This window comes from Streptomyces sp. NPDC008317, assembly GCF_042955955.1.
GTDB lineage: Bacteria > Actinomycetota > Actinomycetes > Streptomycetales > Streptomycetaceae > Actinacidiphila.
The window spans coordinates 800,215-813,209 of record NZ_JBIBFQ010000003.1 but is presented as its reverse complement, the minus strand read 5'-3'; the positions used below and the strand labels follow the sequence as shown (position 1 = coordinate 813,209).

The following is a 12,995-nucleotide window of genomic DNA, read 5'->3' as shown; positions in this document are numbered from 1 at the left end:
ATGACGGTGCGCAAGGTCCTGGGGGACCGTGACGCGGCGACGTATCTGGGCGGTGTCCTGGTCTCCGGTTTCGGCGACTCGGCGATGCTGCTCGTCGCCGGTATCTGGGTGAAGACGCTGACCGGCTCCAGCAGCCTCGCGGCGGCCGTGACCTTCTGCGTGTGGGCGCCCGCCCTGGCCGGGCCCGTGCTCGGCACCCTCGCCGACCGGGTGCGCCGCCGCTCGCTGCTGATCTGGACCAACGCGGCCCTGGCCGTCCTGCTCCCGGTCCTTCTCGCGGTACGGTCCGGCCGCGAGGCATGGCTGCTGTTCGTGGTCCTCGCGGTGGTCGGCGCCGCCTCCGTGCTGTCGGACGCCGCCGAGGCCGGTCTCGTCACCGCCGCCGTCCCCGTCGACCTGCGCGGCGACTTCAACGGCCTGCGGATGACCGTCAACGAGGCCATGAAACTGCTCGCCCCGCTCGTCGGCGCGGGCCTCTTCCTGCGCTACGGCGGCGGGGCCGTCGCCGTCCTCGACGCCGTCACCTTCGTCCTCGCGGCGGCGGCCTTCGCGATGCTGCGCACCCGTGAACTCCCGCCGGTCCCACCGGCCGAGGGCTGGCGCGAGCAGACCGCGGAGGGCATCCGCTGTCTGCGCGACCACCCCCTGCTGCGCCCGCTGGTGACCGTCGGAGCGGTCGCGATGGTGCTGTCCGGGCTCAGCAGCTCCGCGATCTACGAGATGACCGAGGCCGGGCTGCACCGTCCGCCCGCCTTCGTGGCGGTGCTCTACGTGATGCAGGGCGCCGGGTCGATCGTCGCCGGAGTGGTCGCGGGCGCGGTCATGCGCCGCCTGCCGGAACGGGTCTTCGCCGCCGTCGGCCTGCTGCTCTTCACCACCGGCGCCGCCCTGCGCGCCGTCCCCTCACTGCCCGTCGTGCTCGTCGCGACCCTCGCCATCGGGGTCGGGCTGCCCTGGGTCATCGTCGCGGCCTTCACCGCCGTCCAGCAGCGCACCGCTCCCGAACTGGTCGGCCGGGTCGCGGCCACCGCGAGCACGGTGATCTTCGGCCCCACGGCGCTGGCCGCCGCCCTCGGCGCGGGGCTGGTCGCCCTGGTCGACTTCCGGCTCCAACTCGCCTCCGTCGGCGTCCTCGGGCTGCTGGCCGCGTGGCTTCTGCTGCTGCGTGGCGGGGGCGCGGGTTCGGCGGACGCGGGTTCGGTGAGGGCCGCGGGTTTGGCGGACGCCGTTTCAGTGGGCTCTGTTTCAGCGAGCCCCGCCGAGGGGGGCTCCGCCCAGGGGGAACACGGCGTCCTGCGTCCAGCGGACGCCGTCGAAGACCACCAGCCGGACCTCCGCGATCCGCGTCCGCAGCAGCGCTAGCGCCGGGACGCACTCCGCCTCCACCGCGGCGTACACCTCGTCCGACTGCCCCTGCGCGACGGTCAGATGGGGGGCCGGATCACCGAACGCGCCTCCGTACGGCGGGGCTTCCGGCCACCGGGTCGCCACCGCCGCGGTCAGCGCCCGCACGGGTCCTTCGGGCTCGGGCGCCAGCCACAGCAGATCCGGGAACCGCCCGAAGCGGGGGAAGCGCACCTCGAACGGCGCGTGGCCCGCGAAGAGTTCACCCAGCGCAGCCCGCACCCCCGCGTCGATCCGCTCGGCCGGAAGGAACGGATACAGCACCGTGAGATGCGCGGGCACCCCCTCCGCCGCGGCCGGGTCGTACCGCTCCCGCGCCGCGCCCACCACCTTCTCCGCCTCCGGCACCACAGCCACCAACGCGGTCGTACCCGCCGCGCGTCCCGACGTTCCCTTCTGACCCATACCTGGCATCGTCCCCCGCCCTTCCCTCGCACCGCCACCCAACACCCACCGTCACCCGACACCCACCGTCCCCCAACACCCGTCGCGGTCCTACGCCTTCGGCTCGCCCTCGCCGAGGGGGCGGGCGGTGTGGACGACGAGGTTGGTGACGTCGTGTTCGCGTTCGATGTGGCCGTCGAGCAGGACGGCGGGGGCGTCGAGGATGGTGCGGCGGATGAGGGCCCAGACCGGTGGGGTGATGACGAGGTTGGCCATGGCGGTCTCGTCCTCGACGACGGCGAAGGCCATGCCGTTGGCGGTCGGGGGGCGTTGGAGGTATTTGACGATGCCGCCGACGCGGATGCGGCGCTGTGCGGGCCAGGTGCGGATGGCCTTGGTGGGCTGTGCGCCGAGGTGGTCGAGGTAGGGGCGCAGATGGTGGACGGGGTGCGGTCCCGCGGTGGCGCCGGTGGCGGTGAGGTCGGCCAGGGTGGTCTCGCCCGCGGTCATGGCGGGGAGTTCGGGGGCGTCGGGCAGGGCGTCGAAGCCGGGCAGGACCGGCTGCTGGTGCGCGGTGTGGGCGCCGGAGCGCCAGATCGCGGTGCGGCGGCCGGTGCCCAGGGACGCGAAGGCGCCGGCGGTGGCGAGCTGTTCGAGGAGCCGGGCGCCCAGGCCGCCGCGTCGGGCGACATCGTCCAGGTCCCGGAACGGCCGCTCGGCGCGGGCCGTGAGGAGGGTCGTGGCGGCGTCCTGCGACAGTCCGCGGACGCTGGTGAGCCCACGGCGGATCGCCGGGTGTCCGTCGGGCCGTGCGGAGTCGGGTTCGAGGGTGGCGTGCACGCCGGAGGCGTTGATGTCGACGCCCCGCACGGCGATGCCGTGGTGGCGGGCGTCCTGGATGAGGGTCTGGGAGTCGTAGAAGCCCATCGGCAGGTGGGCCATGATCCCGGCGATCAGGGCCGCGGGGTAGTAGTGCTTGATCCAGGCGGACGCGTAGATGATGCCCGCCATGGACTGCGCGTGGGACTCGGGGAAGCCGTAACTGCTCAGCGACGAGATCATGGTGATGATCCGCTCCGCGGCGTCCGGGCCGATCCCGCGCCGCGCCATGCCGGTCAGCAGCCGGTCGCGCAGCCGGGCGACCTTCTCGGTGGCGTGTTTGGCGGCGAGGTCCTTGCGGAGCCGGTCGGCCTCGCCGGGGGTGAGCCCGGCGCAGTCGGTGGCGAGCCGGATCGCCTGCTCCTGCCACAACACCACCCCCAGGGACTTCTTCAGCGCCGCTTCGGCCAGCGGGTGGGGGTAGGTGACGGGTTCCTCGCCCGCCCTGCGCCGCAGATACGGGTGCTTGCTCCCGGCCTGGATCGGCCCGGGGCGGATGATCGAGGCGGCGACGGTGAGGTCCTCGAAGCAGGCCGGTTTCAGCTGCGGCAGGGTGCTGATCTGGGCGCGGCTCTCGGCCTGGTAGACCCCTATGGTGTCGGCGCGGGCGATCATCGCGTACACCCGCGGGTCGTCCTGCGGGATCGTCGCCATGTCGAGGTGTACGCCGTGGTGTCCGGCGATCAGGTCACAGGCGGTGTGCAGAGCCGCGAGCATGCCGAGACCCAGCAGATCGATCTTGACCAGATGGGCGGCGGCGACGTCGTCCTTGTCGCCCTGGAGGACGGACCGGCCGGGCATGGTGGCCCATTCGACCGGCATGACCTCGCCGATCGGCTGCGCGGTCAGCACCATGCCGCCGGAGTGCACCCCCAGGTGCCGTGGCAGACCTTTGAGCTGAGCGGCCAGGTCGGTGACGTCGGCGGGGATGTCCGGATCGGCTGTCGTGCCCGTGCCCGTGCCCGTGTTTGTGGCCGTGCCCGTGTTTGTGTCGCTGCTCGCGCCGTCGGGGGTGTGGGGGCGGCCGGGCCGGTGGTGCAGGGACCGGGTCATGGCGTTGACGGCGGCGGCCGGGTAACCGAGCACTCGGGCCGCGTCCCTGACCGCCAGCTTCGGCTGGTAGCTGATGAGGTTGGCGACCTGCGCGGCGTGGTCACGGCCGTAGCGGGTGTAGACGTACTGGATGACCTCTTCGCGGCGGTGGTTCTCGAAGTCGATGTCGATGTCCGGTGGCCCCGACTTCTCCATCGACAGGAACCGTTCGAAGAGCAACCCGTGCTTGAGCGCGTCCACCGCCGTGATGCCCAGGACGTAGCAGACCACGCTGCTGGCGGCGCTGCCCCGGCCCTGGCACCAGATGCCCTGCTCCTGCGAGAAGCGCACGATGTCGTGGACGATCAGGAAGTACCCGGCCATGCCCAGATCGCCGATCACCCCCAGTTCGTGGTCGAGCTGCCGCCACGCGGTCGCCGCCGCCGGATCGTCACGGGCCCCGTAGCGGGCGGCGCAGCCCCGCTCGGCCAGTCGCCGCAGCCAGGAGCTGTCGTCGTGACCGGGCGGTACGGGGAAGCGCGGCAGTTCGGGCCGCAGCTCGGCGAGGTCGAGGACGCACGACTGGCCCAGGGCGATGGTCGATTCGTACGCTCCGGGGTAGCGGGCCAGCCGCTCCTCCATCTCCGCCCCGGTCCGCAGGTGCGCGGTCGGCGCGGCCATCAGATGCCCGGTGGCCTGGTCGAGGGTCTCGATCCGTCGCAGTGCGGTGAGGGCCTGGGCGAGCCGGGCCTGCGCGGGCGCGGCGTAGTGGACGGCGTTGGTGGCGACCACGGGGGTGCCGGTGCGGTGAGCGGCCACCACCAGGGCGTCGGCGCGCACGCTGTCGACGGGAAGATTCCAGTCGATGAGTTCCGCGTGCACGCTGCCGCTGCCGAACACCTCGCCGAGCCGGTCGAGGTGGAAGGCGAGCTGTCCGATCTCCGTACCGTCCTCGCCCGCGTCGGCGGGCGGGCAGCCGGTCAGGACCGCCCAGTCGCCGCCGGCGGCGGCGCGGGCGAGCACGTCGAGGTCGTACACCGGACGGCCTTTGGACCCGGCGAGCTGGGCCGCGGTGATCGCCGCGGACAGGCGGTGGAACCCGTCGAGGTTCCGGGCGAGGACGACGGGGTGCCCGAGCCCGTGAGCGGTGAGGGTGAGTTCGGCGCCGAACACGGTCCGCAGCCCGGTACTGCGGGCGGCCTCGGCAACCCGCCGGGCCCCGTACAGCCCGTCCCGGTCGGTGAGCGCCAGCACCTCGATGCCCAGCCGCACGGCCTCCGTGACCAGCGCCCCCGGATCACTGGCCCCCTGGAGGAACGACAGCGAGCTGTGCACATGCAGCTCCGCCCACGGCAACCGGCTCCGCTCTTCCCGGTATTCGGTGTGTGCCGCGTGTGCCGGGTCCGCCGGGTCCGCCGCGTGCGCCGGATCCGCTGGGCGCGCCGTGCGCGGAGCGGCGGCGGGCAGGCGCAGCAGACGACCGGTGCGGCGGTCAGCCATAGTGGGCCTCAGCCCACCACCGGCCCGCGGAGATCTGCAACAGCCATGCCCCGCCCGCGGCGGTGGTGATCTGCATCCGGGCGATCCGCCGCGCACGGTCCCGGTCCCACCACTGTTCCAGCGCGGGCCACGGCGCACTCCACGCGGTCACCTCCAGTACGCCGGGGAGCCCGTCCACGGTCAGCCGGACCGGAGGCGCGGAGACCGCCAGCCGTCCCGAGACGCCCACCACCTGCCCGGCGCCGTCCAGCAACCGGGCGGGCAGCAGCGGCTGGTACACCGTGGCCGGGTGCGGGGCGGGCAGCCTGCCGGGCCACGGCCCGCCACCGGCCGGGGGCGTGGCGATGTCGCCGACCGGGACCTTGCGGACCCGGTCGGCCGGGCCGCGGCCCCCGGTCAACTCCACCCGCGTGACCGCCCGGTGCCCGAGCAGCGCCTGCACCTGACCGGCCGCACGCTCCAGATCGTCCAGCGTGGCGCCCCCGCCGAACAGCACCGTCTGACGGCCGGTGGCCGCGCTGAGCTGCCGGGGCCGCAGCACCAGCTCCACCACTCCGACCGCGCCCCCGGCCCCGTCGGCGGCCGGGGCGAGATCCCCGGCATCGGTCCACGCCTGCACCTGCCAGCGCACCCGCTCCGCGACCGCCAACGACGACAGCCGTCCCTCGTGCCGCCACGCCCGCCGCAACTTGCGGCCGTCGGCCAGGCCCACCTCCACCTCCACTCGTGCTCCGACCACGCCCGACGACGTCAGCCGCTCCTGCAACCGTTCGGCCAGTGCCTTCCCCGCGAACGCCAACGGCTCGGTGCGTTCCTCGGCAGGGTCGAAGCCCCACCGCACCGCGTGGTCGGGCTCCGCGCCCGAGGCGTTCAGAAGCCGCGGCTCACGCCCGGACGCGGTGCGGTGCGCCGCCGCCCCGTCGGCGCCGAAGCGGGCCGACACCTGGTCCGAGGGCAGCGCCGCGAAACCGCCCAGCGTGCCGATCCCGAGCCTGACCAGCAGTTCGGCCAGCCGGGGCCGACCGAGCACGCCCACCGGATAGGGGGCGAGTAAACCGGCCGTCTCCCCGGCCGGAACCAGGACCCCGGACCGGGCGCGGGCCGCCAGCGCCGCGGCGAACGTCGTATCCGCGGCCCCGCTCTGCACGGGGTGGCCGAGCCGGGAGAGCGCCGCGGCGACCCGCGCGGCCAGCTCCGCCTCGCCGCCCCAGTACCGCGCGGGACCGCGGGCCGGCGCGGCCACCATGCCCGGACGGATCACCTCCAGCCGCGGCATCACCTCCGCCTCCAACCGGCGTACCACCGGCTCGAACCCGCGCGTTTCGGCCGCCTGATCCCGTTCGGCGACCCGCAGCCCGGCGCAGCGGGACTGCGCCTGCCGCACCCGCATCCCCCGGCGTACCCCGGCCGCCCGCGCCGCGGCCGAACACGCCACCACCCGTCCGTCCCCCGACACGACCGCCACCGGCTCCCCGTCCGGCAGCCCCGTGGTGATCAGCGGCCAGTCCGGGACCCACGACACCAGCACTCGCACGCCCGCTCACCCCACCACGCGCAGCGCCCGGCCCCGGCCCGGCGCGGCCCCGGCCCGCACCTGATCCGCGGGCGGAGAGACCGGTTCGGGCTCCGCCACGGGCATCGCCATCCCGGTCGGGCCGGGCAGCAACAGCTCCGCCCGGCGCGGGGCACCGCCCGCGGCGCCGCGCCCGGACACCTCCACCACCACGCGGCGATGACGCAGCACACCGTGGCCCGCACCGAGCCCGTCCCACCGCGCCTCGGTCACCCGCAGCCGCAGATCGGCGCCGTCCCACGGACCGGCCACGAGCAACACGGCCCCGTGGGCCCGCACCTGTCCTGCCACCCGTCGCACCACTCGCCCCGGCGCCGACCTCGGCGCGCCGAGCAGGATCACCGGCACCGTCGACACCAGCAACGACACCACCTGCGCCCACCGGCCCCCCGGCGCGTCCACCCACAGGCCCGCCCCGGCGTCCAGCCCCGCGTCCCGCGCGGCCAGCGCCCCCAAGGACGGCAGCCCCACCACGGCCCAGCCGGCCCCGGGACGCCGTCCCACCGCCTGCGCCGCCAACGCCAGCAGCAGCCCCTTGTCCCCGCCGACAGCGGTCACCGTGCCCGCCCGCAGCCGCCCTTCGGGCAGCAGCGGACCCCACACGGACCCCGGTCCGGCGACCGTCCCGTGTCCCGCCCGACCGTCTGCCGCCAGCACTGCACCCATGCCCCCGACATTCGCACGCGCGTTCGAACAAGGCAAGTCGGCGCACCACCATCACTGCACGTGAGGGGTGTCGTACGGTCGATACGCATGTCCTTTGCATCCGCTCGACCGCGGCCGCTCGGCCCGCCCCTGGCCGCCCCGGCGGGGGTGGTCGCGACGCCGTTCTCGGCCCGCCCGGCCGTCGTCACTCCGGTGGCCGACGTCCGCCCGCCGCCTGCCGTACTCGCGGACGCCGGTGGAGGCCGTCACTTCCGCCGCGATGCCGTGGAGGGCCGTGGGTTTTGTGACCGGCGGATAACGACGCGCCGACTTTTTACTCACGCGTAACTAGCCGCCCGTACTTACTCGCGCGTAATTTAACGGGTGTTCAGCAACCTCGTGATCCGGATCACAGGGCCTGCGTGTGTCCATTTTCCCGAACTGCGAGGAGATCACATGAGGCTGCCCTGGCGACGGCTCTTGGCCGCGCTTTCGCTGGCTGCCGCGATGGTTGTGGCGCCCGCTGCCACCGCCTCCGCATCTGCCAACTCGGCACCGTCAAGCGGGTGGAACAACTTCTCCTGCCGCCCCTCGGCCCAACACCCCCGTCCTGTCGTCCTGGTCCACGGCACCTTCGGCAACGGCACCGACAACTGGCTCGCCTTCGCCCCCTACCTGGTGCAGCGCGGCTACTGCGTCTACTCGTTCGACTACGGGATGCTGCCCGGCGTGCCGTTGATCGGCGGCCTCGGTCCGATCGCGGACTCGGCGCAGCAGCTCTCCGACTTCACCGACCGGGTGCTCGCCGCCTCCGGCACCTCCAAGGTCGACATCGTCGGGCACTCGCAGGGCGGCATGATGCCGCGTTACTACCTGCGCTTCCTCGGCGGCGCGACGAAGGTGAACGCCCTGGTCGCACTGGCCCCCGACAACCACGGGACCACGCTCGACGGACTCACCAAGCTGCTCCCGTACTTCCCCGGCGCGGCCGACGCGCTCCACGGGATCACCCCCGGACTCGCCGACCAGGTGGCCGGATCGCCCTTCCAGCAGCACCTGAACGCGGGCGGCGACACCGTGCCCGGCGTGCACTACACGGTGATCTCGACCATCTACGACGAGGTCGTCACGCCGTATACGACCCAGGCGCTGTCCGGGCCCGACGTGCACAACGTCGTGCTCCAGGACCTGTGCCCGGTCGACGTGTCCGAGCATGTGGCCATCGGCCTGACCGACCGCATCGCCTTCCACGAGGCGGCGAACGCGCTCGATCCGGCGCACGCGACCCCGACCACCTGCCTGTCGGCGTTCAGTTAGCCCATGGCGGTGATACGCGCGAGCCGTCGGCCAGCGTGGCTTGCAGGCCGATGCTCGTGGTGACCCACAAGGTGGCCGGCTCCTCCGTGCGGTTGGACAGACCTATGGAGGAGCCGGGCCGTGCGATGGCGGCATCTCCCGGTGTCAGGGAGCGCGTCTCCCCGTCGACGGACAGCTCCACCGACCCGGACAGGACCAGGAACACCTCCTCGCGAGTGATGGTGTGCGGAGGTCCCGACGTCCCGGCCGGGACCTCGCTGCGCCAGGCGCACAGTTCCTCGCTGCCGAGTGCGGGTGCCGCGTAGGACACGAAGCGCACCCCGTGGATCTCATGTGCGAGGGCGTCGGCCGCGGTGATGAAAGGCATGACAACCTCCGGTGTTAGGCAAGTAACTTGCGTAAGCTCCTTGCCTATATGTTCAAGCAGCTTGCGCACTGTGTCAAGGTGTTCCTGTGAAGAATTCCGATGCCATGAGCCTGAGCGCGGCGCTCCTCGCCGCCACCGGCTCGCTCGTCGAGGACATCCACAACGGCGTCGTGGCCCTCGGCTACACCGACCTGCGCCCCACGCACGGCTTCGTCTTCTCCCGGCTGGCCCCGTCCGGCGCGACCGTCACCGAGATCGCCGAACACCTCGGCGTCACCCGCCAGGCGGCCAGTCAGATCGTGGACGAGCTGGAGCGCAAGGGGTACGTCGAACGCCGCCCGCACCCCGACGACGCGCGGGCCCGGCTGGTCGTGCTCACCCCGCAAGGGTGGCGGTGCACCCGCGCCGCCGAGGAGTCCGCCGCGGAAGCCGTCCAGCCCTGGATCGAACTCCTCGGCGAGAAGCGGCTGCTCGCGCTGCGCGACGAACTGGTCCGCCTCGCGCCCACCGGCCCCATCCGTCCGAGCTGGTAGCGCGGCACGCGGCCGACCGCCGGAGCAGAACGCGGCCCGGCCGCACCGGCCGTGGCAGGGTGGCGCCATGAGCGACCCAGACCGCCGGCCCACCGCCCTCCGGATCATCGGGACCGTCCTCGACCCCGGCACCTGGCGCCGCTGGGACGAACCGGTGACCGTGGCCGACCTGCCCGAAGCGGGCGACTACCGGGCGGATCTGCTCGCCGCCCGCGCCCGTACCGGCCTGGACGAGTCGGTGGTGACGGGGGAGGGGCGGATCCGGGGGCGCCGAGTGGCGCTGATGGCAGGGGAGTTCGGCTTCCTCGGCGGGTCCATCGGAGTCGCCGCGGGCACCCGGCTGGTCACGGCGGTCGAACGCGCCACCCGCGAACGGCTCCCGCTGCTGGCCACGCCCGCCTCCGGCGGCACCCGCATGCAGGAAGGGACCATCGCCTTCCTCCAGATGGTCAAGGTCACCGCCGCCATCGCCGACCACAAAGCCGCCGGACTCCCTTACCTGGTCCACCTGCGGCACCCCACGACCGGCGGGGTGCTCGCGTCCTGGGGATCGCTCGGCCATGTCACCTCGGCGGAACCCGGCGCGCTCATCGGCTTCCTGGGACCACGGGTGCACCAGGCGCTCTACGGCGAGGAGTTCCCCGCCGGAGTGCAGACCTCCGAGAATCTGCTCGCCCACGGTCTGATCGACGCGGTGCTGCCCGCGGGCGCGCTCGCCGCGGCGGCGGCCACGGCGCTCGACGTGCTCTGCGGCGAGCAGGGCCCGCTCTCGCACCGGCCCCTGACCGCGCCCCGGCACGTGCCCGCGCCTCCGTCCGTGTCCACGCCCGCGCCCGTATCTCCGCCCGCACTCCTATCTCCGCCCACGCCCGCAGGGCAGGAAGAGAGAGGACAAGGAGAGGACACGCCGCTACCCGTGGACGCGTCGCTTCCCACGAGCGCGTCACTTCCCGCCGACACCGCCGACTCGCTGCGCCGCAGCCGCCGACCCGAACGCCCCGGACTGCACGACCTGTTGGCCCGTGCCACCGATGTGACACCGCTGAGCGGCACCGGCGCGGGAGAGCGCGACCCCGGTCTGCTGCTGGCACTCGCCCGCTTCGGACCCTCGCCGTGCGTGGTGCTCGGCCACGACCGCCGCCCCGCGGAAGCCGGACCCGCGCCGCTGGGACCCGCCGGGCTGCGCGAGGCACGGCGCGGGATGCGGATCGCCGCCGAACTCGGCCTGCCTCTCCTCACCGTTGTCGACACGGCGGGCGCCGCGCTCTCCCGCGAGGCGGAGGAAGGCGGTCTCGCCGCCGAGATCGCCCGCAGCCTCGCCGACCTCGTCACGCTCCCCGCGCCCACGCTGTGCCTGCTCCTCGGCCAAGGGGCGGGCGGCGGCGCGCTCGCTCTGCTGCCCGCCGATCAGGTGCTCGTCGCCCGGCACGCCTGGCTGTCCCCGCTCCCGCCCGAAGGCGCCTCCGCGATCCTCCACCGCACGACGGACCGCGCCGTCGAACTCGCCGAACAGCAGGGCATCGGCTCGGCCGCGCTGCTCGCCCACGGCATCGCGGACGCCGTCGTCCCGGAGGACCCGGACGCCGCCGACGACCCGGACGCCTTCCTCACCCGTCTCGCCCACGTTCTCGGCGCGCGTCTCGCGGACCTCCGCGCGATGGACCCCGAGCGGCGAACAGCCGCCCGCAGAGCGCGTTATCGCAGGCTGGGCGGGGTCTGAGGGGCCATTGTCAGTGGTGGGTGGCAGGCTTTTCCCATGAGCACCGAGACGGACAACCGCGACTTCTGGGACGGCGAAGCCGACCGCTTCGACGACGAGCCCGACCACGGCCTGCGCGACCCGAAGGTCAGGGACGCCTGGGCCATACGGCTGCGCTCGTGGCTGCCCGGGACGCCGTCCGACGTGCTCGACCTCGGCTGCGGCACGGGAAGCCTCGCGTTGCTCGCGGCCGAGGCGGGACACCGGATCACCGCTGTCGACTCATCGACAAAGATGGTCGCGCGGGCCGAGGAGAAGCTGACGGGTACGGGGGCGCGGGTGCTGGTCGGCGACGCCGCCCGGCCGCCGGTCGGCCCTGCCGGATTCGATGTCGTCCTCGTCCGGCACGTGCTGTGGACCCTGCCGGATCCGGCGGCCGTACTGCGGCACTGGGTGGGGTTGTTGCGGCCGGGCGGCAGGCTCGTACTGGTCGAAGGGCGCTGGGGCGCGATCAGCCCGGTCGGCATCGGGGCCGCGGAACTCGTCGAGCTGACCGCACCGCTCGGCGGCCGACTGGTGATCGAACAGCTCGGGCACGACGCCGCGTTGTGGGGCCGTGAGGTCGAGGACGAGCGGTACGCGGCGGTGCTCCGGCCGCCCGCGCCCCAACGGCACAAGGAGATCGTCGACGTCCATCTGCTGCTGCTCCGCGGCGACGAGGTGCTGCTCGCCCGCCGCTCGGGCACCGGCTACGCGGACGGTCTGCTGAACGCGCCGTCCGGACACCTGGAGGACGGCGAGGACGTCAGAAGCGGCATGATCCGCGAGGCCCGCGAGGAGATCGGCATCGAGTTGGCGTCGGAGGAGCTGGCGGTCGCCCTGGTCATGCAGCACCGCGCACCGGACGGCGCGGCCAGGGTCGGCTGGTTCTTCACGGCCGAATACGGCAGCGGCGGCGAGCCCGTCAACCGCGAGCCCGACAAGTGCTCCGAGCTGGGCTGGTACCCGCTGGACGCCCTGCCCGACGACATGGTCGCGTACTGCCGAGCGGGGATCGACGCCTACCGGGGCGGGCAGCCGTTCCTGCTCCACCTGCACGAGAGCGGGGACCCGATCGCCCACGACCCGGGCGGCAGCGGCCGAGCGGTGCCGCTGCCGCCGTCCGCTGTGCCAGGATCCCGGATATGAGCCTGAAGATCACCGTAGACGCGGACGCGGCCACCGCCCCGTACGAGCAACTGCGCGGGCAGATCGCGGAAGAGGCCCGCGAGGGACGCCTTCCGGTCGGCTACAAGCTGCCCACCGTACGGGGACTCGCCGAGCAGTTGGGGCTTGCGGCCAACACGGTCGCCAAGGCGTACCGCGCGCTGGAGGCCGACGGGGTGATCGAGACCCGCGGCAGGCACGGCACCTACATCGCCGCAGCCGACGCCCGCGCACGGGAAGTGGCCGCCGCGGCGGCGGAGTACGTGGCACGCACGCGCCGCCTCGGGCTCGACCGGGACGCCGCGCGGGCCGCGGTGGACGAGGCGCTGCGCGCCGTCGACGAGACCTAGAGCCCCGGACCCCGGAGGTTCTCGCTCTCGGAGGGGCGCCAGCGTGGCAGGTCGGCGGCCGGGGGGCCGGGCGGGCGTGACCAGGTGATGGGGGAGCCGTCGTAGT

Annotated in this window: 11 protein-coding genes; 6 read left to right on the top strand and 5 right to left on the bottom strand. The window is 73.8% G+C overall.

Features of this window, described 5'->3' with window-relative positions; all coding sequences use genetic code 11:
- Positions 1–1,362: an MFS transporter gene (locus ACFY9V_RS13115; RefSeq protein ID WP_391161311.1), complete on the top strand. Its 1,362-nt coding sequence runs from the start codon at positions 1–3 to the stop codon at positions 1,360–1,362.
- On the opposite strand, the gene ACFY9V_RS13110 is transcribed toward ACFY9V_RS13115, so the two are convergent.
- From ACFY9V_RS13110 to ACFY9V_RS13095, 4 genes are all read right to left on the bottom strand, one after another.
- Complete coding sequence (locus tag ACFY9V_RS13110; protein ID WP_391161308.1) at positions 1,246–1,809, bottom strand: 2'-5' RNA ligase family protein; 564 nt, start codon at positions 1,807–1,809, stop codon at positions 1,246–1,248. The genes ACFY9V_RS13115 and ACFY9V_RS13110 overlap by 117 nt on opposite strands.
- A gap of 90 nt (positions 1,810–1,899) precedes the next feature.
- On the bottom strand, positions 1,900–5,199 hold the full coding sequence (locus tag ACFY9V_RS13105; RefSeq protein WP_391161306.1) for an error-prone DNA polymerase: 3,300 nt from the start codon (positions 5,197–5,199) through the stop codon (positions 1,900–1,902).
- On the bottom strand, positions 5,192–6,733 hold the full coding sequence (locus ACFY9V_RS13100; RefSeq protein ID WP_391161304.1) for a DNA polymerase Y family protein: 1,542 nt from the start codon (positions 6,731–6,733) through the stop codon (positions 5,192–5,194). Before ACFY9V_RS13100 ends, ACFY9V_RS13105 begins: the two co-directional genes overlap by 8 nt.
- Positions 6,734–6,739: 6 nt before the next feature.
- The gene (locus ACFY9V_RS13095; RefSeq protein ID WP_391161302.1) at positions 6,740–7,438 is read right to left on the bottom strand and encodes a hypothetical protein; all 699 of its coding nucleotides are present in this window, start codon (positions 7,436–7,438) and stop codon (positions 6,740–6,742) included.
- A gap of 435 nt (positions 7,439–7,873) precedes the next feature.
- Here ACFY9V_RS13095 and ACFY9V_RS13090 point away from each other — a divergent pair, with 435 nt between their 5' ends.
- On the top strand, positions 7,874–8,734 hold the full coding sequence (locus ACFY9V_RS13090) for an alpha/beta fold hydrolase (RefSeq protein ID WP_391161300.1): 861 nt from the start codon (positions 7,874–7,876) through the stop codon (positions 8,732–8,734).
- Here ACFY9V_RS13090 and ACFY9V_RS13085 read toward each other — a convergent pair.
- Positions 8,727–9,101 (bottom strand): cupin domain-containing protein, encoded by a 375-nt coding sequence (locus tag ACFY9V_RS13085; RefSeq protein ID WP_391161297.1) that lies wholly within the window; start codon positions 9,099–9,101, stop codon positions 8,727–8,729. The genes ACFY9V_RS13090 and ACFY9V_RS13085 overlap by 8 nt on opposite strands.
- 86 nt (positions 9,102–9,187) lie before the next feature.
- On the opposite strand from ACFY9V_RS13085, the gene ACFY9V_RS13080 reads away from it, so the two are divergent.
- The 4 genes from ACFY9V_RS13080 to ACFY9V_RS13065 all read left to right on the top strand — a co-directional run bounded on the left by ACFY9V_RS13080 (position 9,188) and on the right by ACFY9V_RS13065 (position 12,889).
- The gene (locus tag ACFY9V_RS13080) at positions 9,188–9,634 is read left to right on the top strand and encodes a MarR family transcriptional regulator (protein WP_391161294.1); all 447 of its coding nucleotides are present in this window, start codon (positions 9,188–9,190) and stop codon (positions 9,632–9,634) included.
- 67 nt (positions 9,635–9,701) lie between these two features.
- Positions 9,702–11,354, top strand: coding sequence for a carboxyl transferase domain-containing protein (locus ACFY9V_RS13075; RefSeq protein ID WP_391161292.1), 1,653 nt, complete (start codon positions 9,702–9,704; stop codon positions 11,352–11,354).
- A gap of 36 nt (positions 11,355–11,390) precedes the next feature.
- A complete protein-coding gene (locus ACFY9V_RS13070) occupies positions 11,391–12,521 on the top strand; it encodes a methyltransferase domain-containing protein (RefSeq protein ID WP_391161289.1) in 1,131 nt (376 codons plus the stop codon).
- Positions 12,518–12,889, top strand: coding sequence for a GntR family transcriptional regulator (locus ACFY9V_RS13065; RefSeq protein ID WP_188283791.1), 372 nt, complete (start codon positions 12,518–12,520; stop codon positions 12,887–12,889). Before ACFY9V_RS13070 ends, ACFY9V_RS13065 begins: the two co-directional genes overlap by 4 nt.
- The last annotated feature ends 106 nt before the right edge of the window (positions 12,890–12,995 follow it).